The 24,355-nt window shown below is 51.7% G+C and carries 27 protein-coding genes and 1 pseudogene; 10 read left to right on the plus strand and 18 right to left on the minus strand.

What is annotated here, in order from left to right:
* Positions 1–3: 3 nt before the first annotated feature.
* Complete coding sequence (locus KFE19_04815) at positions 4–1,170, minus strand: Fic family protein (protein QUO38836.1); 1,167 nt, start codon at positions 1,168–1,170, stop codon at positions 4–6.
* A 377-nt stretch (positions 1,171–1,547) separates the two neighbouring features.
* Between KFE19_04815 and KFE19_04820 the strand changes: the two genes are divergently transcribed.
* Genes KFE19_04820 through KFE19_04835 form a run of 4 tightly spaced genes read left to right on the plus strand, consistent with a single transcriptional unit; the run spans position 1,548 to position 3,539 of the window.
* The gene (locus KFE19_04820; protein ID QUO38837.1) at positions 1,548–2,081 is read left to right on the plus strand and encodes a hypothetical protein; all 534 of its coding nucleotides are present in this window, start codon (positions 1,548–1,550) and stop codon (positions 2,079–2,081) included.
* A gap of 54 nt (positions 2,082–2,135) precedes the next feature.
* Positions 2,136–2,393, plus strand: coding sequence for a hypothetical protein (locus KFE19_04825; GenBank protein QUO38838.1), 258 nt, complete (start codon positions 2,136–2,138; stop codon positions 2,391–2,393).
* On the plus strand, positions 2,380–2,871 hold the full coding sequence (locus KFE19_04830) for a hypothetical protein (GenBank protein QUO38839.1): 492 nt from the start codon (positions 2,380–2,382) through the stop codon (positions 2,869–2,871). The genes KFE19_04825 and KFE19_04830 overlap by 14 nt, the downstream gene beginning before the upstream one ends.
* Positions 2,872–2,903: 32 nt before the next feature.
* A complete protein-coding gene (locus tag KFE19_04835) occupies positions 2,904–3,539 on the plus strand; it encodes a hypothetical protein (GenBank protein QUO38840.1) in 636 nt (211 codons plus the stop codon).
* Between the two features lie 137 nt (positions 3,540–3,676).
* On the opposite strand, the gene KFE19_04840 is transcribed toward KFE19_04835, so the two are convergent.
* Positions 3,677–4,876, minus strand: a complete 1,200-nt coding sequence (locus KFE19_04840; protein ID QUO38841.1) for an ATP-binding protein — start codon at positions 4,874–4,876, stop codon at positions 3,677–3,679.
* Between the two features lie 1,171 nt (positions 4,877–6,047).
* On the opposite strand from KFE19_04840, the pseudogene KFE19_04845 reads away from it, so the two are divergent.
* A pseudogene (locus KFE19_04845) lies at positions 6,048–6,140 on the plus strand (SEC-C domain-containing protein).
* Positions 6,141–6,302: 162 nt separating this feature from the next.
* On the opposite strand, the gene KFE19_04850 reads toward KFE19_04845, so the two are convergent.
* The 6 genes from KFE19_04850 to KFE19_04875 form a co-directional block, all read right to left on the minus strand.
* Positions 6,303–6,587 (minus strand): IreB family regulatory phosphoprotein, encoded by a 285-nt coding sequence (locus KFE19_04850; GenBank protein ID QUO38842.1) that lies wholly within the window; start codon positions 6,585–6,587, stop codon positions 6,303–6,305.
* 64 nt (positions 6,588–6,651) lie between these two features.
* Positions 6,652–7,968 carry an ATP-binding protein gene (locus KFE19_04855; protein ID QUO38843.1) on the minus strand — a complete coding sequence of 439 codons (1,317 nt, stop codon included), beginning with the start codon at positions 7,966–7,968 and terminating at the stop codon, positions 6,652–6,654.
* A 196-nt stretch (positions 7,969–8,164) separates the two neighbouring features.
* Complete coding sequence (locus tag KFE19_04860; protein ID QUO38844.1) at positions 8,165–8,557, minus strand: hypothetical protein; 393 nt, start codon at positions 8,555–8,557, stop codon at positions 8,165–8,167.
* Between the two features lie 84 nt (positions 8,558–8,641).
* Complete coding sequence (locus tag KFE19_04865; GenBank protein ID QUO38845.1) at positions 8,642–9,499, minus strand: tyrosine-type recombinase/integrase; 858 nt, start codon at positions 9,497–9,499, stop codon at positions 8,642–8,644.
* Positions 9,500–9,674: 175 nt separating this feature from the next.
* Positions 9,675–9,923 (minus strand): helix-turn-helix domain-containing protein, encoded by a 249-nt coding sequence (locus KFE19_04870; GenBank protein QUO38846.1) that lies wholly within the window; start codon positions 9,921–9,923, stop codon positions 9,675–9,677.
* 1 nt (position 9,924) lies between these two features.
* Positions 9,925–10,341: a sigma-70 family RNA polymerase sigma factor gene (locus KFE19_04875; protein QUO38847.1), complete on the minus strand. Its 417-nt coding sequence runs from the start codon at positions 10,339–10,341 to the stop codon at positions 9,925–9,927.
* A 378-nt stretch (positions 10,342–10,719) separates the two neighbouring features.
* Here KFE19_04875 and KFE19_04880 point away from each other — a divergent pair, with 378 nt between their 5' ends.
* Positions 10,720–11,079, plus strand: a complete 360-nt coding sequence (locus KFE19_04880) for a helix-turn-helix transcriptional regulator (protein QUO38848.1) — start codon at positions 10,720–10,722, stop codon at positions 11,077–11,079.
* 440 nt (positions 11,080–11,519) lie between these two features.
* On the plus strand, positions 11,520–11,702 hold the full coding sequence (locus KFE19_04885; GenBank protein ID QUO38849.1) for a hypothetical protein: 183 nt from the start codon (positions 11,520–11,522) through the stop codon (positions 11,700–11,702).
* A 429-nt stretch (positions 11,703–12,131) separates the two neighbouring features.
* Here KFE19_04885 and KFE19_04890 read toward each other — a convergent pair whose 3' ends face one another.
* The 10 genes from KFE19_04890 to KFE19_04935 form a co-directional block, all read right to left on the minus strand.
* On the minus strand, positions 12,132–12,413 hold the full coding sequence (locus KFE19_04890; protein QUO38850.1) for a hypothetical protein: 282 nt from the start codon (positions 12,411–12,413) through the stop codon (positions 12,132–12,134).
* A gap of 385 nt (positions 12,414–12,798) precedes the next feature.
* On the minus strand, positions 12,799–13,011 hold the full coding sequence (locus KFE19_04895; protein QUO38851.1) for a helix-turn-helix transcriptional regulator: 213 nt from the start codon (positions 13,009–13,011) through the stop codon (positions 12,799–12,801).
* 187 nt (positions 13,012–13,198) lie between these two features.
* Positions 13,199–14,815 carry an IS66 family transposase gene (locus KFE19_04900; protein ID QUO38852.1) on the minus strand — a complete coding sequence of 539 codons (1,617 nt, stop codon included), beginning with the start codon at positions 14,813–14,815 and terminating at the stop codon, positions 13,199–13,201.
* A 79-nt stretch (positions 14,816–14,894) separates the two neighbouring features.
* Positions 14,895–15,251 carry an IS66 family insertion sequence element accessory protein TnpB gene (tnpB, locus tag KFE19_04905; GenBank protein ID QUO38853.1) on the minus strand — a complete coding sequence of 119 codons (357 nt, stop codon included), beginning with the start codon at positions 15,249–15,251 and terminating at the stop codon, positions 14,895–14,897.
* Complete coding sequence (locus KFE19_04910) at positions 15,241–15,660, minus strand: hypothetical protein (protein ID QUO38854.1); 420 nt, start codon at positions 15,658–15,660, stop codon at positions 15,241–15,243. The genes tnpB and KFE19_04910 overlap by 11 nt, the downstream gene beginning before the upstream one ends.
* Before the next feature lie 338 nt (positions 15,661–15,998).
* Positions 15,999–17,813, minus strand: coding sequence for an AAA family ATPase (locus KFE19_04915; GenBank protein QUO38855.1), 1,815 nt, complete (start codon positions 17,811–17,813; stop codon positions 15,999–16,001).
* Between the two features lie 21 nt (positions 17,814–17,834).
* Complete coding sequence (locus KFE19_04920; protein ID QUO38856.1) at positions 17,835–20,483, minus strand: DEAD/DEAH box helicase family protein; 2,649 nt, start codon at positions 20,481–20,483, stop codon at positions 17,835–17,837.
* Entirely contained in the window at positions 20,476–22,245 is a 1,770-nt protein-coding gene (locus tag KFE19_04925) for a site-specific DNA-methyltransferase (protein QUO38857.1), read from the minus strand. The genes KFE19_04920 and KFE19_04925 overlap by 8 nt, the downstream gene beginning before the upstream one ends.
* The gene (locus tag KFE19_04930) at positions 22,235–22,471 is read right to left on the minus strand and encodes a helix-turn-helix transcriptional regulator (GenBank protein QUO38858.1); all 237 of its coding nucleotides are present in this window, start codon (positions 22,469–22,471) and stop codon (positions 22,235–22,237) included. The genes KFE19_04925 and KFE19_04930 overlap by 11 nt, the downstream gene beginning before the upstream one ends.
* 64 nt (positions 22,472–22,535) lie before the next feature.
* A complete protein-coding gene (locus tag KFE19_04935) occupies positions 22,536–22,871 on the minus strand; it encodes a hypothetical protein (GenBank protein ID QUO38859.1) in 336 nt (111 codons plus the stop codon).
* Between the two features lie 285 nt (positions 22,872–23,156).
* Between KFE19_04935 and KFE19_04940 the strand changes: the two genes are divergently transcribed.
* From KFE19_04940 to KFE19_04950, 3 genes are all read left to right on the plus strand, one after another.
* On the plus strand, positions 23,157–23,345 hold the full coding sequence (locus KFE19_04940; protein QUO38860.1) for a hypothetical protein: 189 nt from the start codon (positions 23,157–23,159) through the stop codon (positions 23,343–23,345).
* Positions 23,346–23,382: 37 nt separating this feature from the next.
* Positions 23,383–23,682 (plus strand): DUF4368 domain-containing protein, encoded by a 300-nt coding sequence (locus tag KFE19_04945; GenBank protein ID QUO38861.1) that lies wholly within the window; start codon positions 23,383–23,385, stop codon positions 23,680–23,682.
* A 123-nt stretch (positions 23,683–23,805) separates the two neighbouring features.
* Positions 23,806–24,318 carry a hypothetical protein gene (locus tag KFE19_04950; GenBank protein ID QUO38862.1) on the plus strand — a complete coding sequence of 171 codons (513 nt, stop codon included), beginning with the start codon at positions 23,806–23,808 and terminating at the stop codon, positions 24,316–24,318.
* The last annotated feature ends 37 nt before the right edge of the window (positions 24,319–24,355 follow it).

Raw genomic sequence — 24,355 nt, forward strand, 5'->3', positions numbered from 1 at the left:
GTCTCACTTGACGCTGTATTTGACCCGGTTTCCATACTTTGTCCTGCGCAGGAGGCCCATCCCCTCGAATTTCAGGACGAAACTGCGGATGGTAGCATAGGCGGCGCTGCCGAAATCCCGCTCCAGCTGCTTTGTAGAGAACTCCCCTCCGCCATAGGCGGACAGTACGAACTGCCACAAGTCCTTTTCCTTCTCTGTCACGCTACCCGAGGCCAGAGCCGCCTGAAAATACTCCGTTGTTGAGGCCGCCGGGAGCGCATTGCTCAGTTTGTGGTAGACATTTTCGATGAAATACACCAGGAAGGGCGTCACATCCAGGACGCCGCTGATCCGGGCATTCTGTTCGATGAGCGTGTATGCGTCATAGTATCCCTTCCGGCTCCGCTCGATGAATCCGGACAGCGGAACAAACAGAGCAGAGGAATATCCGCGCTGCACCAGATACCACAGGTGTAGCAGCCGCGCCATTCTTCCGTTCCCATCAAAGTAGGGATGCAGGTAGGCCAGATCGAAGTGGAGCAGCGCAGCCTTCAGCAGGTCATTCATATCGCCGTCCATATTGGCAAATTCAATCAGAGCGCCCATGTACTCCGGGAGTTTCTTCCAATTCAGGCCCGTGTGCTCCACCTTGTCGCCCACCACGTAGACGCTGTCGTTCCGGTAGAGATTGCCCGGCGGCAGACGGTCTTCCTCAGGGAGAAGCGCCCCAATGGTCATCTCGTACAGCTGGTGAAGGTTCTCTTCGCTGATTTGATGGGCCGGATCCACGATAAATTCCAGACCCTTCTTCATGGCGTAAATCCGTTTTTCTGATTCATTCGCAGGTGCATAACCGGAGAGTATCTTCCGGACGCTGTCACGGGACGTGTCGATCTGCTCAATGGAAAGCGTCGATACGATCTCCTCCTCCATCGCCTTGATGCCATAGGGCTGGCTGCTGTCCTGCGGTGTAAGCAGCACCCGGGCCGCAGAGAGCCGCACCTGCGCGACACTCTCCAAATAGACCATCTGCCCCCCATCGAAATCCTTTAGGGGCAGCGCATGATAAAAGCTGCCTTTCAGCAGGCTGACAAACTCTGCGAGATCTGCCTGTGGGTATTTGTATTTCAGTTTCTTCAAGTCCGTCACGCTCTTATCCGAAAGCATCTTTGTAAACAGCCCGGCATCCATCCCATATCGCCTCCGATATTTTGTAGTATCAATTAGTATCAGTATAACAAATGATGCCCCAATCTGCAAGGATAAAATCATCCCCGTATTGCCAATCCACACTCTCTGCGGTATAATAAATATGTTCAGTATCAGAAATTGCCTGAGGCAATTAAAGTATGCCGTGTTTCACAGCGTCTGAAGGCCGCATTGGCCTTTGGGCGCTTTTTTCTGTTTCTGGGCAAAAAACTGGATGAGCGCGCCACAAAGCATCTGAGGAAATCTCTTCAGGTGCTTTTTTATATAGATCCTGGCCACGGCCGGGGCCCCCCTGTTCTGCGGTGCGCTCCGGAGCGTGCCGATCACATAGATATCTCAAACGAAAAGGAGTGATTGACTTGGGTATCAGCAACTGCTGCGTGTTCGGAAAATATGAGGGCCTCTATTTCATCGACTACGATGACATCCATGTATTCCGCCATAAGGACTGCGACCCGGACGGCTCCGCCGAGGCCAGATTCCTGCGCGATCTGGACTACGGGGAACTGACGGGCGGCGACTGGATCTTTGATGACCTGGCCACACAGTTTGTACAGCAGGAGATCCTGGACTCCTTCACCAGCGACTTCCTGCGGATGTTCCCCAACTTCAGCAAGACCTGCCCAGACCTGTGGATCTCCCGGAGCCAGAAGGCCATCCTGGAGAGCCCTCTCTTTTACCTCTGTCTGGAGGACAACAACTGGTCGCTTGCTGTGGAGCTGATCCAAAAAGAGCCGCCGCAGGGCCGGTCCTACGCGGCCCTCCAGGCCAGGTGCTACCAGCGGTACTTGACAGGGATCGCGCGGTGCCTTCTAAACCATCTGCCCACCATAGGGCTCTATGCGGGTCCCTGGACTTCCGGGCGCCTCAGGCGCGAAGAACTGAGCGCATGACGCCGTCAGGACAAGCACGCCAAACCATCGGACATCTGATTGAGGAGGTTCCATATGAAAAATGATAATTCACCGGCTGCTGTGTACGAGCGGTTCAAATTGGAGTGGATGCTCGCGCACGGGTACACGCTCCAGCACCTTGTGGCAGAACTGGAAAAGCTCCGGGAGGAGTCACCAGACATGTCTCTGCCCGACATCTTTGCCGACTGGGAGTTTGGCTATGGGTTCGGCTCCGAGATCTGGCCCTGCTTTGAAGAATTTCTGGATTGCGAATACAAGGAAAGGATGGCTTGCGGCCATGATGAACAGTGAACCCAAGCGGCTGTGCGGCCGCTATCTGGCCGAGAACAAAGACGACTTCCTGAAGGCCTATCACATCGTCGTGGATGTGAAGGAAACCGACAAATCCTACATCATGCAGCTGGTCGAGTTCAACAGCCGGTACAGCGCCAGCCATATCTCCCTCCTGTTCTCCAAGTCCAAGCGGGTGGTGCTCAGTAAGAAAAAGGGAGGTTTCGCCATCAGGAGCTGGAGCGATGATAGCTTTACGTTTTACCCCTTTCAGGCTGGGACCCCCTATTACTTTGAGAAACTCCCCGGCACTGGCGGTAAGGAGGAACATGCTGTCCAGGAAGTCAAGCCCATTCAAGATGACTGCCTTGAATGCGAGTCCAAGGACTGCGCCTATAACCGGGACGGCATCTGCCGCTTTTCCAAAGTCTTTGACCGGGGCCCCTCTATCACCGTGGAGGACGGCTGCACAGAATTTGTCATCCGCCACACATACTGAACACAGAATAGCCATTAGAGGAGGAATCACAAATGCAGTTTGCAGAAATCAGACACGATTACATCTGGGGTGAGGCGGTCGAAAACGGACTCAACCATCGGGCCGGCGATCCCCTGCTCGCCGCAGTTTCCATTGACGCATGGGAGACGGGCGACGATGATGAGGAGGGCCGCGTGGTGGCCAATGTCCTGTTGTCCCGGCACGGCGACATCATCGTGGACTTCCACGACAACGGTGTGCGGATGGACCAGCAGGTGCTGGAGCACATCGCAGAAGCCAAGACAGATTTGCGGCGGATCTGGGAAGAATACACCGCTGCGCAGCGTCAAGCTGCCGTTCATGTCAAAAGCCTGGGCTGCACCGCTGAGCTGGAGATCCCCCGCGATGCGATGGAGCAGATCAACGGCTACCTGCACGCCGCATCTGAGGATGCGTACCAGAGTGAGGATCATACCATCACCTACACCGTCCAGTTCGCTGACGGGAAGCAGATGGATATAAAGTGCTGTGGATGCCAGGATGAACCGTCCTGGACGGAAGCAGTCCTGTTCGATGAGGATGGCAGCCAGCTGTGCTGCACGGAGCCGGGCGACAGCTTTGACGGCCCCTGGGAACTGCAGCACGCAGGAATCCGCTACACTGTGACCATCAAAACCGAACACACCTGACAATCAGGCAGCGGGGGCCTTCCCAAACTTGGGAGGGCCCCCGCTTTTCTCTGTTCAGGTGCAGGACGCTCAGGACCTGTACATATTATGTTATTCTGGCGGTGAATCCGCAGGGACAACTTATTGAACCGGGGAAATCACCACTGCTCATCAAGCAGGAAGTCTGCCAGATGGACGATTCGAATGCCATTCTCGTTGCCTACATCCAGGCTGTTTGTGGTGACCACGTATTTGGGGTAGTGATCTTGGATCTCCATGAGATTGCCAATCTCTCGGTCAGAGTTCTCCGGAAGCTGGACGCAGACCTGGACGTAGATCTTCTCATCCCGCCGGATACCGATGAAGTCGATTTCTTTGGCGGCGTTCTTCCCAATATAGACCTCGTAGCCCCGGCGCTTCAGCTCCAGGAACACGATGTTCTCCAAGGCCCCGTCCAGCATCTTCCGGTCGTAGCCCAGGAGGCAGTATTTCAATGTGACGTCAGCCAGATAATACTTCTCCTGGGTAGCCAGGACAGCCTTCCCCTGGATGTCATAGCGGTGGCAGGGGTAGATGATGAACGCCTGCTCCAGCCAGCGCAGGTAGTTGTAGATGGACTCCACAGAGACCGTGCGGTGCTCATTGCGCAGGAACTTGGTGATGGAGCTGGCCGAGAAGGTCTTGCCCATGTTTTCCATCAAATACTTCACTACCCGGTCGAACAGATCCTGCTTGTTGATCCGGTGCCGTTTGACAATATCCCGGGAGACAACTGTGTGATAGATGCCATTGACGATCTGGTAGGCGCTCTGGGTATCATATCTACCAAGAGCGATGATGGGAAACCCACCGAAGCGGATAAAATCCTCCAGCAACTCTTTCGGCGTCCGGGGATCGCCTGCCTTAAAGTCCAGGAACTCCCGGAAGGACAACGGGTAGACCGGAATGGAAACATAGCGTCCAGTGAGGTAGGTGGAGATCTCACTGGACATCAGTTTGGAGTTGGAGCCGGTAACGTAGATATCCACGTCAGCCCCCTCCAGCAGACTGTTGACCGTCTTCTCCCAGCCCTTGACCTCTTGGATCTCATCTAACAGCAGATAGCAGCGGCCCTTCCCCTGTATCTGCAGCTTCAGATCATCGTACATGTCCTTGGCGGAAATATCCGCCGGAATATCCATTTCTGTATAGCGCTTCTTGATGATTCGGTCCTCCGGCACCCCACGACGCCGCAGTTCGTCAGCCAGCATCTCAAAGATGGTGGACTTCCCGCAGCGCCGCACCCCAGCCAGGATCTTCACCAGCGGCTGGTCGATGAACGGGGCAATCGCCTCAATATAGGAAGGTCTTAAAATCATTACGCCACCCCCTTTGCTATAGTATACCAAACTGGGCCTCGAATAACAACACTTTTTCGTGTGTAACACGAAAAAGTTTATACATCACCGAGATTTTTCCTGACAGACTAATCCCCATGCGCAGGAGGCATACCGCGACCCTCCATTTTGGCACTGACTTCTGGTAGGAGTAGTCTTGCCATATGTTTGTATCGCCGTTATAATTCAAGGTGAGAGAATTGCGCAAAATCCGCTCCAATGTCCCCTGTTCTCTGGAGGCAAGGCAATGATAAAAGACGGACAATTCTATATCGACTTCCCGGAGCCTTATAAACGACGGGAACTAAACTCCAAGTACCGGGAGATCCCACTGAAGGATACGACTTCACGACAGCTGAGGAAGTACTTCAATGCGATGGCTAACCTCTATGGGATCATTCCCCTTCGGAAAGCATATGAGATTATCTCTTCTCAAAGCCCGAAACTGGTGACGCGGGACGAGTTCCTGGCCTTTTCGGAAATCGCCCGCCATGAGTGCGAGGACTACTATATCCTGGGCCTTGACGAACTCTATGTGGACGGGAAACTCAAAGATGTCCTGGACCGAGAGATCATAGATGTCTCGCTCATTGGTGATGGGTTGGACAGATACCATGCACTCCTGAAAAGTCAGCAGGGAAAGCCCTACTATGTTCCATCGAAAGCCCAACTGCTGGCCTACGATGACGCCTTCTACTGTGAGCCGACAGAGGAAACAAATCAGATGCGGGAGTTCATAGAGACTCGGCTGCAGCTGCCAGAGTGGAAAAAGGCTGAGGTCTTTGATGAACTCGTCTTCGGTATCCGCTGCGCTGATGCCGATTTCCCGCAGGTCCAGGAGCGGCTGACGGCGATGGGTGTCCACTTTCCTCGTCGGAGGGATTTCCAAACTTTCATCGAACGATATCAGGCTTTCCACAACACCACCAGGATGCAGAGCAACCGTGGCTATACCCCCAACGAGCTTTTCGACCTCTTGCCTTGTGAAGAACAGATGCCCCAGACGCTGTCGTTCGGCCCGAATATCAAGAAGGCGCTTGCGGAAGGAAGTATGAATGCAGAGGAGCTGCGGCGAGGGATCATGGAGGCTGACCTGCCCAGCGAACAGCTGCGGCTGAGCCTCCTGAAGGAACTGGCCGAGGCAGCCCCTGCAAAGCCGGTGGGAGAGAAGAAGCCGAAGATTGGCAGGAATGATCCATGCCCTTGCGGGAGCGGCAAAAAATACAAGAAGTGCTGCGGCAGATAGCGAATAGGTTTTTGCCAAGGCCGGAGTGGTTTTACATTGGATCTGAAGACATGATGAAAAGCCCAGTACCTTGGAGGTGCTGGGCTTTTGCCATATCAGCATACCGGGGTCTTCCCAATCAGGGAGGATCCCGGTATCCTCTTTTTCTGATTCGTAGACAAATCAGAGGCTTGCTTCGCTCCGCTCAAACTGATGTTGCCCTGCGGGCGCTCCCCCGCTGACATGCTCCTCGGTATCGTCAAAGTAGTTGGCTACAATATCCGCCAGCAGGCCATACCGGTCAATCTTCCGAATGAGCCTGCGGGCGTCGAGGTGATTGGTGATATAGGTGGGGTCCTCTGTCAACAGATAACCGACGATCTGGCCGACTGCGTTATACCCCTTTTCCTGGAGCGCCCCATAGACGCGCAGGATATATTCCCGGTTTTCATTTTCCATCGTACGCATCACCTCTCAGGCATTCCCGGCTGAGGCAAATTCAGATTAGGCGGGCGCGGATCCCGCCCCCGTTTCAGTTAAATGCGTCGCAGACCTCCCAGAGCTGGGAGAGCGCATAGAGGGGCAGATTGATGAGCTTCTCCTGCCTGCGGTAGTCGGACATGGAGGTGCGGACGCCGAAAGGCAGCTCATTGCCGGCGACAAAGTGCTTCAGGCTCTTGGCCTGCAGGTTCTCCTCCGCCTTGACCTCCAGCGGGATCACATTCCCGCTGTGCTGGAGGACGAAGTCCACCTCTCCGGAGGAATTCTCCGCCGACCAGTAGTAGGGCGTGGCGCCCAGATCGGAAACGAGCTGCTGGCAGACATACTGCTCTGTGAGCGCTCCCTTAAACTCGGTGAAGATTGCGTTGCCCTTGAGCAGCGTCTTGGCGTCCAGATCCGTCATCGCCGCCAGCAGGCCAACATCCACCAGATACAGTTTGAAGGCCGGAATGTCCTGATATGCCTTCAAGGGAACGGCGCCCTTGGTCACCCTGCCGACCTTGCAGCACAATCCGCAGTCGATCAGCCATTGGATGGCCAGCTCAAAGTCCTTGGCCCGGGCCCCCTCCCGCAGGACGCTGTAAATGAATTTCTTATTCTCCTTGGCGAGCTGAGAAGGGATTCCGTCCCATACCGTACGGATGCGGGGAATGACGGCCGTCGGAGCATGCTTGGAAAAGTCCTGCTCGTAGTCTGAGATCAGGCGCTTCTGTACCCGGCGCACGGCAGTCAGGCTCTGCTTGGGCAGGTAGGCGTTCACCGCCGCCGGCATCCCACCCACAAAGTAATACGTTCTGAGCAAGTCGATGTACTTGTCCCGGAAGGCGGAGACCATTTCGAAGTCCCGCTGCTCCAGGAGGCCGAGCAGTTGTTCATTGCCTGTGGCGGACAGAAACTCGGTGAAGGAAAGCGGGTAGAGTTCCATGCTGTCCACCTTGCCCACAGGGAAGGACGTGCCCTCGTGCATGGTGATCCCCAGCAGCGACCCGGCAGCCAGGATATAGTATCTGTGCCGGCTATCCTCACAGAAATATTTCAGGCTCTGCAGCGCGGCCGGCACCTCCTGGATCTCGTCCAGAATAATCAAAGTATTCTCCGGGTCGATCTCCACCCCGCTCTCGATGGCAAGGCCACGCAGGATCCGATCCACATCAAAATCGCCGGAGAACAGGTTCTGCATCCGCTCATTGCGGTCAAAATTGATATAGGCGCACTGCTCAAACGCAGTCCGGCCAAACTCCTGCATCAGCCAGGTCTTCCCCACCTGCCGCGCGCCGCGGATGATCATAGGCAGGCGGTACGGATCCTCCTTCCACTCCTGCAGGCGGTTGATTGCATATCGCTTCATCGCCACACTCCCCCTCGACCATTTGATACTATCAGTATATCGCTTTCTATCAAATAGTCAACCGAAAAAGTGTATTTAATGTCATAAAGTCCGCATAATTTATGTTATTCAGCCTGCGGCGTGGGGTTCGCCTCCAGGGCACGCCGTGTTCCGGAGGGCTTCCCATCTGTCGGAGGGCCCTGCCGGCTTGGACAACTCACTTCCGGGGGTGGTCCGTATATTCTGGATAGCGCAGCTTGACTGCCTCATAGAAGTAGGGGGCAAATTCACAGCAGAACAGATTGTCCGGCGTGAAAGCCTCGGACATCCGGCCATCCTGCGCCTCCTCCTCCGACTCGTAGCACCACCCGTTCCAGAGATTGAAGGCCATGCGTACGATCCTCGCTGTACCGCCCGTCTGCCAGCCCTCCTCCAGGGCGGCCGGCCGGATCATCCTTGCCTCCCCGTCAAAGCACCGGGAAAAGTTGGCGCGTGTCTCCTCCGTCATACCGAGCAGGTAGACGAGCGCGCGATAATAGGGGTCTGCGCCGCCGTCCACATGGTGGCGGTAGAAGTCCCGGTGCTGCTCGCTGTAAAAAAGTTCTTCCATCAATTCTACACATCCTTTCCTCACGCCTCGCGCTGGGTCCTCTGCTTGTTCCCTACCTTATTATATATAGGACGCTTAAATCGCTCAGAGGCGGTTCGCCTTCTCCTTCATCTTCTCCCGGGTGGGGTTGGTGTAGAGCAGCGTGGTGTGGACATTGGAGTGGCCCGCCTGGTTTGCCAGATCGGCAATGGTGTATCCATTCTCCAGGGCATTGGAGCAGAAGAAGTGGCGGAGGGTGTGCGGGGTGATGGACTCCGAATGCTCGTTGAAGATCCGGTTGACCTGGCTCCGGGTCAGGTGGCTGTCACCCCGCCCGGGGAACAGATAGGGATTTTCCGTCTTCGGCCGGTTTCTGAGGTACTCCCGCACCGCGTTGACCACCTTATCCCCGAAGTACACCACCCGCATCTTGTCCCCCTTGCCATGCCGTACCTTGATCTCCCGGGCCGGCAGGGATATGTCCTCCACCCTGAGCGCCAGGCACTCGCTGATCCGCAATCCGGCGTAGGCCAGGATGGTGACGATTGCATAGTCCCGGACGCCGCAGTGCTCCAGGATCTCCTGCCGGAACCGCTCCACCTCCTCCCGGCTCACCGTACTGGGGCTGGCATAGGCCAGCTGCACCTTCAAATAGTCCTGCTTGTCCAGGACCACCTCCTTTGTATAGCCGGCGGCGATCAGGTAGAGGTTGAAACTGTGCAGGCTGGCCAGCTTGGCGTTGACCGAGCGGTTGCTCAGCCCCTTCACCGTGCGCAGGTAGGAGATGTAGTCCAGCACATTGGCCCGCAGGAACATCTTCATCCGCTTCCCAAAGGTCTCCTCGTGCCAGCGCATATATTCCTTCATGCCCTGGCAGTACGCCTTCACCGTGTTCTCCGACTTCCCCTGCCGGCGCAGGTACTCGCAAAATCCATCCAGCATCCTTCGGCCCTCCCCGGTCATAAATTATGTTGAATTGAGGTTCTCGGCCGGACGCATCAATTATGTTGCATCCACCTGCTCTATTACACGGATGACGGGCCGGTTTTGCAACATAATTTACCTTATGGCGCGTGATATGCCCGGGGCGGGCAGACGGAGGGGACGCCGTATACCCGCCCCGGGATGTCGGGGATCTTCAATCAGGTCTGAACCGCTCCATGATGCGGGCGGTCAGCTTGTCCTGGATGCGCTGCTTCAGTTCCGCATCCACGCCGCGGTAGGACTGGCCATACTCGTCGTAGAAGATCCGTGTGGCCCGCAGCGATATGTAGCCGTCGAAGTGCCGGAGCACCTCGGCCATCGCATCCGGGTCGCCACGGGTCGCGGCGCAGATGGCGTCATAGGGCAGCAGCTTCTCTTCCGGGATATTGCTCTTTCTTTTCATCTTACTCCACCATCCGCTTCTTCAACTCGTTGAACAGGAGCTTCCGGTCCTTCTGGATCTTGGACCGGGACAGGCCCAGGAGCGAGGCGATCTCCCGATCCTTGAGCTGGAGGGAGTAGTACAGCAGCAGGATGCTGTACCCCTCGTCGCCGAGCGCGAGGAGGATCTCCGCCAGGCGGTCATTGCGGATCGGGATCTGATGACCGTAGACGTGGAAGATATACTGCTCCGCCGGATTGCTGTCAAAAGTACAGAGGCTCGTCAGCACGGTTTCCGGCAAATCGGAAAAGGAGGACTCCCATTCCATCTTCTTCATCAGTTTTCGGAGGTAATCACACCGCTCCCCGTCGATGACCTTCATGCAGAAGATTTCAAATTGGTAACGGACTCTTCTCTGGGTGCTCTGTGTGGACTCCATCAAATCACCTCCTCCCCTACCCGCGGAGGCGGTTTCTTCGTCCCCTTTCGCTCCTTTCCCCGAAAGTGGGCGGCGATTTTGCCACACATGATAAAAACCGCCAAGCAAATTCCTTGCTTGACGGTTTGGTGTCGATTATTCAGAACTATTGGTTCATTGTTGACACAGACAGAGTGGCCGCCGGTCAAGCCGGCTTTTTTCAGATGCTCCGGCCGATCTGCTGCATCGGGACGTACTGCTACTCTATCAGCGTATTCAGTCTCATTCTCTTCCCACCTTTTTCCTGTGATGAACCATTAGAACTGAAATTACGCCACCAGTGGAGCATTTCACCTGATTTCTGCACAACATAGAATGTGAGTCGGAGGTGAACCATTGGTGGTAACAAATGATGAATTCAAGGGCTGCGGCATGCAGCTGCGTGCGGAGCGGGAGCGGCTCGGCTATACGAGAGATCAAGCCGCTGAACGGGCCGACATCACTTCACGGTATCTGGCAGCCATCGAATTGGGCGAAAAAATTCCAAAGGCCGACGTACTGGTGAAGCTCATCCGGGGTATGGGCGCATCTGCCAACACTGTGATCTACGCTTCACAGCAGGAGGCGGATGACGAGTGCGAGCGGCTGGCCCGCCTGTTCCTGCAGTGTACCCCGAGAGAGCGCAAGCTCATTGCGGCCATAATTGATACGATCCTCGACCAGCATCGGCAGGAGGACACGCCGGATGAGAAGGCGTAACCATGTTTTCGCCTTGAAAAAGCATGAAGGGCATTGCTCCATCTTGAGGAGCAATGCCCTTTTTTCACGGGAGCGGCCCGTGTTCACCCTATGCAGGCTCCTCAGCAGTATTTCACGCAGTGTTTACTGTTCAGTGAGGGGAAACCTTTTTGTTATTTTATACCCTCGGTTTCATATCCGTTTCTCATTCACTTCATATCTGTTTCATATTTTCAGCTGCAGGGCGATTGGATGCGCTTTGAGCGAGGATTACTCAATTCTCAGAAGCTCCATGCAGAATTACATAGGAAAATGCGCTGTGTACTTCAGCAAGTTCTTTTGATTTTTTGAGTCCTTTGTGTTATCCTATACAAAAAAGGTAGGAGGGAACTGTTTGACGCCTCAATATTCTCACGTTATTTGAAGGAGGAATAAGCACGGCTCAAGACAAGTTTTCCCGTTTGGATGAATTAGCTGCACCCACCAGCTATGTTGCTCCTTCAACGGAGGAGGAGTTGGGGTACTTGGCTTACTTCCGGCAGGTCTGCAAACGGTACAACATTGTATTTGCGGACGCTGATTCGGATGAGCGTGATTTTGTAATCCGAATGGCCGAAAAGGGATATTATCCCAAACGCGCCTGATGAAACACATTTGATTGAATTTCAAAACAACGCCGCCCGATTCTACCGGGTCGGCGCTGCTTTGTATCCACTTAAAACAGAACCCTTAGTTTCATTCCCCTCTTGCCATTTCTGGCTGGGCAGACTATAATGATTACAACAGTTTCTGATGTCTGCGCCTGAGCAGTCATAGTCGCCGTGTTCCAAAGTACCCGAGAGCCGCAATGGCTGCTTGGGTACTTTTTTATTTCACCGCCGGCCTCGGAAACCGGGCCGTGTCAACCCAACCCCGACCGACAGGCCACAAGCGCATGGAAAGGATCTCTCTTTTAGAGCGTTCACTTAGGGATTATTGAAAACAACGATAATTTTTGAGTGACGTCCTCAAGCGGTGCCAACAGAAAGACCACACAACTGACTACAACGTCGGCTGTGTGGTCTTTTTCTGCTTTAGGCATCCTCACCGCTGTCCATCAGCGTGGCAAGCATAAGCCTACCTCCGAGCCGGAAAGCATAGGAGAATATCTCCAGTTCGATTAAGCCGTACATTTCATTGACGCAGTCATCGTATTTTTCGAGAGTCTCCTGTTGCTCTTCTGTCATGGAATCGTGCAAGCGATCACGGTTTCGTCCCATCAGCTTGAGCAGTTCTTTGATTGACCGGCTACTTTCCTTGCTCTGTTCCTGGGGATTTATATTCCCATACCAGAACTCTTCAAGTATGTTACCCATATCACACCTCCTTGCAGCGAGACACTAGTAAGCGTCAAATAAAAAACACAGGAACGGAGGATTATCCTCCGCTCCTGCGTTTTAATGAATCAGGTATGTAGGATGTTACGCTGGCCAGGATATACGATTCTGGCTTTTTTGTAGCCCTTCCAATCCAAGTGCTGGCCACACCGGTCACAGAAGTTCATAAACTCCCGTTCCATAGTTATATGGCATCTGGGACAAACATAGTAACTGTTACCATCGGGAAAGAGCATGACCTCCGTTACGGGCATCTTCATACGGTAGCCAGCAAGGATGAGGAGAAGGTTGGTAAAGATCGCCGGGGGAAGGGATGTTTGCGTCTGAGTTTTAGATCTCCCCCGTTCTTTTCTGCCCGTTCCCATCATTGTTCTTCCCCCGGGAACAGGTCAGCAAATCCGCAGGAATAACGAGCCCTCATTTTTAACAGTTCGTTCCAGTCTGGGAATCGCTCTCCAGCTTCGTACCGCTGGATTGTGCGTATGTCGCAGGCGAGTTCTTCCGCAATTTCCTCTTGGGAGACGCCGGCCTTTATACGCGCCTGCTGAAGTGGATTCTCAGGATGACCTCCGCCCACTCTTGTCGGAATCTGCTTTTTTTTTCATAGTAGCTCCTCCTTACAAAATTTTTAACGGGATACTTCCCGTTGTCATTTTAGAGGAAATACTGCCCAAACAACACGGCACCTGTGTCGGGTTGCAAAAAAAGCAGAATTTTGTCATCCAATATAATAAGATGGGCCAGTAAGAAACCGGCCCATCCCATCAAATATCCTTTTGGTTTTGTATGGAATAAGTCCGGCACTCATCCGGTGCGTATTCCGGCAGCAATTTTTCTGCCCACTCCTTACCCTTATCTTCCAGCACCGGCGCATTGGTCATGATATAGACCAAATAGCGGTATGGATCAAGCCCATTCTCTTTTGCCGTTTCAATCAAGCTGAAAATGATTGCGCTGCCCTGTGCCCCGTTGGGTGTATTGGCAAACAGAAAGTTCTTCCGGTCCATTACGAAAGGCTTTATGCTGCGTTCAGCCCGGTTGTTGCTCACTTCCAGCCGCCCGTCCTCCAGATAGCGGATCAGATACGGCCACTGTTCTTTCAGATAATACACTGCCTTCCCCAAAGCGGACTTTGGCGGCGCCTTACTGCGTTCTGCCCATGACAACAGAGCGTTCAGGACCGGCTTTGCCCGGCTCTGCCGCTGGATACATCGTTCTTCAAATGGAAGGCCGGCAATTTCCCGCTCTATGGAGAACAGCTGGTTACAGAACCGCTGTCCCTCCAGGGCTGCACATCCCGCCTGTTCCCCCTTGGGCAGAGCGTTCACCGCCTCGTCAAATTTCCGCCGTGCGTGGGCCCAGCATCCAACTACCCGGATGCTTCCGGGCAGCTTGTGGTACCCTGAGTAGCCGTCCGCATGCAGATACCCGGTAAACCCCTGTAGGAATGCCGCCGCATTCTCCGCCTTCCGGTTCGGCCGGTATTCATACAGTACAATGGGATGCTCCGCATCGCACCCCGTCCGGTAAAGCCACATATAGCTCTTGGACTGGGCAGATCTCCCCGGCTCCCGCAGCACCTGCAGGGTGGTCTCATCCGCGTGCAGCACATCCCGCCCCACCAATTCCCGGTGGAGCTGGTCATATACTGGCCGGAGCCAGTCCTCCGCTGCCCGCAGGATCCAGTTGCTCATCGTCTGCCGGGACAATTTTACCCCGGCCCGGTTCCACTCCTGCTCCTGCCGGTACAGCGGGGACCCCATTACAAACTTCTGCACCATGATGTGGGCTATCGCCTCCGGGGACGCATAGCTGCCGGGGATCACGGCCGGAACCCTTTTTGCCTTTACGACCGGAGTTTCTGTACTCTCCTTTTTGCATCGCTGGCAGGAATAAGTATAGTATACATCTTCCCGGATCTTTACCTGGGCAGGGATCATCACCAGGCTCCGCCGCACCTCTTTGCCAATCATGGACATCTGGCTGCCGCACTCCGGGCAGACCTGGGCCGCCTCATCCGGATAGTGCTCCACCACTTCAACCGGCACATCCTCCGGAAGCACTTCCTCCACCCGGGACGAGCGTTTTTTCCGGGTATGCTCTGCCACTGTGGTTGTTTCCCGCGCTTTTTCCTCCGCGGCCTGCCAAGCCTCCGCCTCGTTAAAGACAAAGCTCAACTGGTCCATCAGCTCCTCTCGGGTATGTTCAGAGGAGGAACCGTAGGTCTTTTTCTTCACCAGCCGCAGCTGTTCCATCAGCCACTCCAGCTTCTGGTTCAGCTCCGCATACCCCTCGCTCTTCTGGAGCAGCGCGTCATATTCCGCACGCGAAATGGTCACCATTTCCGTGTTGCTTGTCGCTGTTTTCAAATCGTTTTTCATGGATCAATTATACCATGAAACGCCTTGAAATACCAGTGTTTTCAAGGCGTTTCGGATATTTTACTTTCAATTTTTGCCCCTAAACCGCACTCAGGCCAACCACCTCTTTCAGCGCCTTTGGCTGGTCTATCTGCAGCCCTTCCATCAACCACCGGTACTGCTGCCAGGTCAGCTGCCGCACCTCATCTCCGCTGCGCGGCCAATGGAAGTTCCCGCCCTCCAGCCGTTTATATAGCAGCACAAATCCATCTTTTTCCCAGTAAAGTGCTTTCAGCCTGTCTCTCCGCCGCCCGCAGAACAAAAACAGGGTGTTCGTGAATGGATCCAGCTCAAACTGCCGCTGTACCAGGGATGCAAGCCCGTCTATCCCCTTCCGCAGATCTGTGTACCCCACCGCCAAGTATACCCGGTCTGCGCCTGTGAAGTCACTCAGCATGGCGCACCGCCTTGCACAGCGCCTCCACGACTGCGGCATTGGCCCCTTCGTAGATATCGATTTCAGCGCCGCCCACACGCAGCGTGGCAATGACTGCTGCCCGGCGTACCGCTTCTGTGGGCCTCTCCGCCAAACAATCCGGGGCAGTCCCGTCTTCTTCCGGAGGCGGCAGCTCTGCAAACTGTACTTTCGGTTCCTGGAGCCCTGTGCTCTGAATTTGGGCCTCCTGCTGCTCCATCAGCGCGTCAAATACCTTCCGCTGCCATTTATAAAACTGATTTGTCGTGATCCCTTTCTGCTCACACCAGGTCATGACATTCAGCCCGCTGTGCCGGCACTCCCGGACCAGGCCCGCCCATTCGGCAAGCCGATACTCTCCTTTTACTTCTCGGATGCTCTTTTTCTCCATCTTGCCACCTTCCCTTCTGCGGAGGGGACGAGGGCTGTGCCTCTTTCTTCCGGGAAGTCAGGGCACTATCCGAAACTGCCGGCAAGTTGGGGCAAGTACATGGCTTTCAGGAAAGTTGCAGCACTACCCGGCACTTCCGGCAAGTTGACGCTACCTTCGCCTGCTCCGCGCTATGGTGGTATTTTCCCATATCCCTTTTCCTTCTTCAATCCGGCGCTTTTTTTGACGCTTACAGACACTATGCCATAGAAGATGCGATAAGTCCAGATAACAAACTGTGAGCAGAAAGACCACACAACAGGCTGCAGAATCTGCTGTGTGGTCTTCTTCAGTCAGAATTACGAAAAACGGGTAAACAGTTCCAAGATTTTAGCGAATTCAGGGTCGCTTTCACAAATCACCTTGTCTGTTCCTTTGAGAATCTCTCGCTTAACCATAGCAGCCAAACGAACTTTCCATCCCTTACCCCCAAGATCAATACCTTGTGCTTTGGCAAACTCTTCAATCTGATTACAAATCGGCTTATTGTCTACAACGACATCATCAAATTCTTCATCAGTATCCTCGGGTCGGGGAAGAAAGCGTGCAATTACTTTGGCTAATTTTGCTTTGGGCAGTAAATCTTCCACTTCGGCTTCGGGAACAGTTGAAAAATCTGTAACCATAATCAGTTTATCTGTATCTGCCGCATAGAAATCAGCTTTAAGCTCATTGAACATTTTTACGCCCGGTTTATCTCCATCAATAAGCACCGGTGGTTTAACTTCATTCACACCGGAGAGAATTGCTGAAGTAGCTTTGATGCCCTTTACGCCACCTGTCGGAATAAAAACAATTTCCTTTAACGGTGAAATCTTTCCTTTGGAAATTAACAGGTTTTTTAGAGCCGATAAGTATAGCTGATCAGATTCTCCTTCGACAAGGATGGGATTACAATTTATCAGCAATGTGTCTGATACAGAAAGCCCAAGAGCTGCATGAGCCGGATATATAGACTGCGGTTGATTTTTCCCTTTCAGGCGTTCTGCCGCGCGTAGATCGGCGCTTGCTACAGTTTTGCCAGATGCGTCGACATAAACGGAGCGCACTCTCTCCAAATGATTAGAATCAACCATGAACGGCGAATGTGTTGTATATATCATCTGGTTGCTCTGAGACAAATTCTCAAAGAACAGGAAAAGATCTTTTTGCGCCAACGGGTGTAGTGTTAATCCAGGCTCGTCCAACAAAAGGATAGCATTCCTGTGGTGCAATTCACTTTCAACCAGAAAAACAAGATAAAAGCTGAAGAACCACTGTAGTCCTGTGCTGCGAGCCTCCAATTCAATAGGTTCTGGGCGCACAGAATCAGAAACCCAAATTCTAAAATAACTGCCGTCCGCCTTGAAATCAAAGGTGTAATTTCCTTGTTTCCACCACTCGTTAAACGATTTCGTAAAGCCGGCAGCTGCCGAGGACAGAAGTATTTCTCTCTCCTTTTTCTTTTTGGCAGTAGCATCAATTTGAGCGGCATTAGGAGTACCATTGGTTTCAGTACCCATCTCGGTAATTTCTTTTGGGTCAAGGTTCACATACTTAAATAGGGTTTTTAGCGTTCGCGCCTTTGCAGCCTCTTTTACACCAAGATCTGTTTTATTCATATTCTGCAGAACCTGTGGCAGATATATCTGCGAATCCAGATTTCCATAATTCGAATAATACACATATTTCGGCATATGAGAATCAATGAACTCTGTAACGCCTTCCATCGAAACAAAGGCATCGTCCTCAGTTTCATGTGTAGGTTCATTAGGGAATTCATAGGTATAGTTCCCGTCAAAGTCTCTGGAGATAATTACTTCAGACACTGCTACTACATCACACTGGATGATTTCAGCGAGTTCTGCTTGCTCTTCAGTACTCAATGCATATTGGGCACGAATAAAAATCGGCTTTTGTGGTGCATTGCGATAAATATGATATTTGTCACGAGGTAAATCATCTTGCAGATCAATTTGCCCTTCTGCTGCAGGATTGAGTTTCCAGAGCGGAAGCATTATATTCGTCTTACCAGATTCGTTGGTGCCAATGAGAGCAGTTATTTGTTCGGTATCAATCCAACCGCTATCTTGCACAGAACGAAACTCCGTTACACGAAATTTAGTCAATAACATTGTTTTTCAACTCCTTTACTTTTATAGTGTATGGAACTGCTTTGCTAATTGCATAAACGAGGAGTTCGGCATGACCTGTTTGGACGGAATGAACAGATATTTCCATTCCTTATAACCATTCGCCTTGCCCCAACGGGTAGCAACTTCGCAGTACTGGATACCGCGCTTTTTCTTGGCTATGACATCCGGGTCGTTGAGTTTATCTTCGCCCTTAACCTCAACGAGATAGATGACGCTTTCGGTTTCTACAACGAAGTCCGGTTCGTAGCCGTGTCCGTGATTATAAGTGATATTAAATTCCTGCGGTGCCGGACGAAGCCAGTTCTGCACATCGGTATCATATTCCAATACCCGTGCGAGAAGCAGTTCCGGGTGGCTATCAAACTTGGCTCGGTCAAACACACCCTTTTTGATGCCATCAAAAAGGACAGACTGGATTTTTTCCGTATAAGCAGAAAAAAGGCCGACACGCTCAACATAGTTGTAATGTTGTTCCAGATTGTAGTCTCTGGTGCCGATTACTTCTTCCTGCAGGAATCCGTTCTCGCAGTAGAAGTGCTGAAGCATCTGCTTATAGATTTTGTTGCCGATGTCACGCTTGTACATCATTATAATATTCTGCATACCATTGATACCGTAGCGGTCTGCATAGTAGTCACAGACCTGCGTGATCAGCTTGAACAGCAGAGCGGAGCATTTTTCATAGTCGATTTCTGGTTTTTTGCGAAGCTGCTCCAGAATGACCTTTTTCGGATTATAGCCCTCAAAATCGATTGCCTCACCCTTGATACGCTGTCTGTCCTGCATATCCTCCAAGTTCTGCACGAGGAGTTCATTTTTGATAGGCACATGGGTAAATTCAGCCATATCGAGGTCAAAATCCAAGAATACATATTCCTCCACGCCTGCATCGGTAACCTTGATGCGAGGGATAGGAATAAATTTGCTAACGGCGGCACGATGGGTTTCTTCCGTTTGATAGAGCATCCATGCAGCCAGAGGCATTTCGTTTTCTTTGAAAATCTCGCCCAAGTCCCTATCATCAACAACCTTCTGCTTGACCGTTTCCACAATCTGCTGCGCCTGTGCCGGTGTGACAGTATGGCCCGGTGTGTGCTGAATATGGTGTGAAACCTCGGTGCTGATGATTTCAGCCGCCTTTTTCAGCAGTGCATCCGTGGTATCGGTTTTCGGCAACTGTGTATGCTCATAGGCTTTATCGAGGGTTGTATCCGTAGGAGGCTCAATGGTCAACTGTGTGTAAGTGGTCTGCTCTGGCGCAATTTCCTCAACCTTGATAACATTACCGGCCTTGAAGATAGAATCGCCCTTTTGAGCCTCTTCCAGAATATCGTTGAACTTATCGTGAGCAGTCAACATGACTGCATCCACATCTCTGTCCCCGGTACGCTCACCATACGGCAAACGCAGACCTCTGCCGACCATCTGCTCACGCAGGATTTTCGATGCAGCGGTGCGAAGCGGCACGATGGTATAGAGGTTATTAACGTCCCATCCCTCTTTCAGCATATTGACATGGATGACGATTTCCACCGGGTTATCCGGGTTTTCGACATCAAGGAGCAGACGAGTGTTGGCCTCAGTCTCGGAGCCTTTCTGCTTGGAGTGTACAATGATGGTCTTATTGCGGTATGCACCGTTGCGGAATTCATCGGATTTGATGAAACTTTCCACCCACGCTGCGTGGTCGGTATCCTTGCACACAACGAGCATAAACGGTTTCACGACAGGCTTGCCGTGATTAGCGGCATAGACCTCCAGTTTGCGTTTGGTGCTTTCGTGACAGGTAATGCCGTCCAGAAGCATCATTTTATCAAGCTGTTCATCACCGAAATTATAAAAATCAATATCGGAGCGGGTGACCGCAAACGGAGTACGGGTATAGCCATCTTCGATAGCCTTGGACAGCGGATACTCAAAGACTACATTTTTGAACGGCACCTGCTTTGCCCCCTTGGTCACAAGCGGTGTAGCGGTCAGTTCCAGACCGAGCAGCGGATTCAGTTCGTTAAGAGCCTGTGCACCTTTCTCTGCACGATAATGGTGCGATTCGTCCATGATAAGCACCAAATCCGGCAGATTGGAAAGATACTGGTAGAACGAGTCACCAATGACCTCGTTCACCTTTTTCATGTTAGCGCCTTCCTTGTTGAACTTGTCGATATTGTATACGAAGATGCGAATATCGGATTCAAAAAGAGATATGGTCTTATCCCGGTAATCATCATCCGTAATAATCTGCGGTGGAGTACTGAAACAGCCGAGGCCCTTGAATACATACTTAGCGCTGCTGTTATCACTCAAGTCTCTCTTCAGCTTATCGTAGATGGTGGCATTGGGCGCAACGACAAAAAAGTTCTTGATTCCGTGCTGAGTATACAGATAGGCAATAAAAGCACCCATCAGTCTGGTCTTGCCAACGCCGGTGGCGAGGGCGAAGGTCAGTGACATGAAATCACGCTCAAAATCGGAGCAGATCGGGTACATAGCGTGGACAGCGCCAAGGGCGGCTTTCAAATTCATACCCTTGCGGAGCATAACACTGTTTACGATTTCCTCCAGAATTTTGAGAGATTTCTCCTGCGGTTTACGCAGGGACATGACACCGCTAATATAGTCAGTGGTATATTGAGGAAAATAATTATTCATCCTGATCCTCCTCATCCCACTCATCGTCATATACCGGCGGATGCACGATGTTCAAATTGTAGTCAGCCTTGCCGAATTCACACCGGCTGAGAAGCATCTGCGGAATTTTTTTGATGGTGATGTTGCTGTATGCCTTGTCCAGACCGCTATCAAAGGAACGGCAGGCAATGATGAGATATTCTCCATCCTCCATCGTGTCCTTGATAGAATCCAGATAGGTGCAGTTGAGATGCCGTGTGGTCACGAAGAGATAGCTGCTCTCGTTGCCAACGGACTGTTTCCAGAACAAGCCTCCATCCGGCTGATAGTGGAAACCTTCGTGCAGAGCCACGGCAGCGGCAAGCATATCTGCATCATATTCTTCGTTGATAACATATTCATCAAAGGGGTCACGATTGATGAGAGACGGGGCCAATTCAAAGAAACGATAGCCGCCACCGCCAATCCATTCAGCACTCTTTGTGATACCGCTATTGTCGGTGCCGCTGATAATGTTATCCAAACGGGGCTTGCATAGAGAGTACGCATGATTGCCCATTTCAACACAAATGTATCTTCTGCCAAGTTTATGTGCAACAGCCGCAGTGGTGCCAGAGCCGAGAAAGCTATCCAAAACAAGGTCACCAGGCTGTGTACACATCTCAATAATCTGTTGAATCAGTTTTTCTGGCTTTTTAGAGTTAGGGAAATCAACGCTACCTTCCTTTGCCACATTTTTCATCCAAGCATTCATATCCCAATAAGTACCCTGCAAATCCTTTTTATATAATTTGCCATCTATAACTTCTGATGTATCTCGCAACCATACGAAAAGTCTACATTTATCACCTTTGTAAAACTGTTCATATAATGTGCCACGATTCTTTCCTGTGCGAGGTACATACTCGATGGATAGGACATCATCATCGATACCCATTTCTTGGCGATAATCCATGATGCGCGTTCTTATGGAGGATTGCGCATTTGTAGTCTGGAATATATTAATGCCATATTTTCGATAGGCATCCTCCTCAGTTATGCCATCTCTCTTGGCAATCTGCTTGATGGACATCATAACAGGGTTGATTCTTCTATAAACCTTAATTTCGTTGCCATCGCCATCGACAGTAGAACCAATATATTCTTTTTCACCCGGATCAACCAAAACTGTGGTATATTTCCAACTCTTCCCTTCAGCGAGATACTGCTGAATCATCACAGAGAGTTCTGTATACTCATAAGGTCCATTGAATAGGGGAAGAAAATCGTATTTCTTTGCATAGATAAGAATGTACTCACAGTTCTTCTTCAAGCGTTTGTCTTCACCGCCACCGGATGCACCGGCAATGTTTTTCATATTCACGGACACCATGTTAACAAAATTAGCACGACCAAAGATTTCATCGCACAGAATTTTGAGGTAGGCCTGCTCTTCGTCGCTGATTTGAATGAATATTACACCTTCCTCACAAAGAAGGTTTCTCAAAATTTCAATTCTGGGGCGCATACGATTCAGCCACAGGGAATGCTCAATCAAGTCTTCATAATACTCATTCATTGCGCCAATGTTATAAGGTGGATCTATGTATATACATTTCACCTGACCCGCAAACCGGGTCTCTAAAGCTTTCAGCGCCAACAGGTTATCACCATGAATCAACATATTCTCGGTGTCCGGGTCGGCAGCGGTGTTGGAGAGCGCCGCATTCTCAATCAGCAGACGAGGCTCGATGCGAATAGGCTCGTCCTTTCCATACCATGTAAGTTCCAGTTTATTCGCCATTGTTGTCACCTCCGTTTTCGCCGTCGCCCGGCACAAATTCCAGAATATCATCCACACCACAATTTAGCGTGCGGCAGATACTTTCAATGGTGTCTAACGATACATACCCGTTTTTCTTCATACGGGGGATGATATTTGAGGAAAATCCGGCTTGCTGCTGAAGCTTTGTTGTTGTCATATCTCTTTCAATCAGCAGGTGGAACAGTCTTTTATAACTAACAGCCATATTACACCTCCGTGCGTGTTTTCAATCACATATGAAAATATTATATCACGCAAATGTGAACTTTTCAATACCAAGCAGCCTTCTCGCAGTTTTTACTGCGGGAGGGTTTATTTTTTTGCTCTTTTTTCGGCCAATAAGCCCTTTTCTGTCCAGATGGATTGGTGAGAGGACGGAAAAAAATTTTTTCAGTTTTTCGGCCAAACGGCATTTTTATCCGCAGTGGATAAGTGAGAGGACGAAAAACAACTTCTGCTCCTTTTTGAGCAAAAGGGGGTTCGATTCGGACAAATTTTTCGCTTATAGGCAGAGGAAAGAAACATTTTTGATTTTCGTTGAAAAAATCGGCGTTCTCATGTCCGGTGGTGAGTGAAGAAAGAAAATTTCTAAGTTCTCTGTTCAAACCGCAATCTCACCTCCAGTGGGTAGTGGGGGGTGACATTTCTCCCATGTAAGTGAGGGCAACAGAAATTTCATAAAAATTATGAATTTCTTCGTCAAAACGCACCGCCCATCTCCAAAGAGAAGTAGAGGGAAGAAAGTTTCCAAAGTTTTCGGCCAAACCGGGATTTGACCTCCAGTGGGTAATGGGAGCAGGAAAACTCCTCGACCATCGTCAGAACGGCTCCTTGCTGACCAAGTGCCAACTGTAAGGGGCAACACACAAAATCGAAAGGAGGCACACACAGTGCAAGTTCAGTTTGAAAAAATACCACAGTTCCTCAAGGACAACGGCCAGTTCTGCTATTGGCAGTACGAACTGCGGGACGGCGACAAAACCAAGGTGCCCTACACACCGGGTACTGCACGAAGGGCAAATGTAAAAATCCCTGCCACCTTCACAGCCTTCGAGACTGCGGCATCCGCAACAGGCTAACCTCGATGGCAAAATCAGCGATGAGCGTTTTACCAAGATGGCTGCCACCTATGAGCAAGAGCAGAAAGACCTCCAAGCACGGGTGATTGTCCTGCGTGAGACCCTTTCCCAAGCCAAGACCCAACGACTCAACATCGACTCCTTCCTCGCACAGGTCAAAAAGTACACCGAGGTCAAGGAACTGGATGCAGAGATCATCCGAGCCTTGGTAGAGCGCATCGATGTGTTCACGCCGGAGAAGGTGCCGGGTACCAGAACGAAAAAGCAGACCATCCTCATCCATTGGAACTTCATCGGAGCAGTCGAACTGCCCCAGGAACAGAAAAAATCGGCATAGCCGGATTTCTCCAAACTATGCCGATATTTTTCCAAGGAATTAAATCCCTTAGTGAGACACCCTTTTCCGTGCGCTTTTTATATATACATCACAATCATTCCAGTCTTGAGGAGGAACATCACCATGGAACAATTTGAACTTCGCTTCATCGTGTGCGGGAGCGACTTGGCCGCGACCAACGGGTGCGCCAAAATTTTGTTTGAGGCGCCTCTACCCGGGAAAGTGACGCTGCGCCAGGATGGGAAATTTCTTTTCGGCACCGTGACCATCGGATACGCCGGCGCCGCATCGCCCGACTGGCAGGTGGCATTGACCTCCGATCTGCTCACGGAGATCCAGTTCCGGGAGAGGGTGGAATCCGTACTCAGCAAACTCGGTCTGCCGTACTGCATCTTCGAGGGCACGGAAATCAACCCCGACAGCCAGCTGGGCGAGATGGCCCAGGCGCTGGGCGCCGAACTGCTGTTCCAAAGCATCTGGCAGACGGAGCAGATCGACAAATTCTGCTCGAAACACGTCCCCTCCCTGGTGCGGGACGGATGCCTTGACCACATCCTATCCTTTGCAAAGAAGGCCCTGGCCCAGCAGGTTTGGGACGATGCCGCCGGGAAGGCGCAGTCGGAGCCGGGGAAATAGCCGGCGCCCATCACATCTGAAAAATATAAGGAGGGAT

This window comes from Dysosmobacter sp. Marseille-Q4140, assembly GCA_018228705.1.
In the GTDB taxonomy this organism is placed as follows: Bacteria; Bacillota; Clostridia; order Oscillospirales; family Oscillospiraceae; genus Oscillibacter.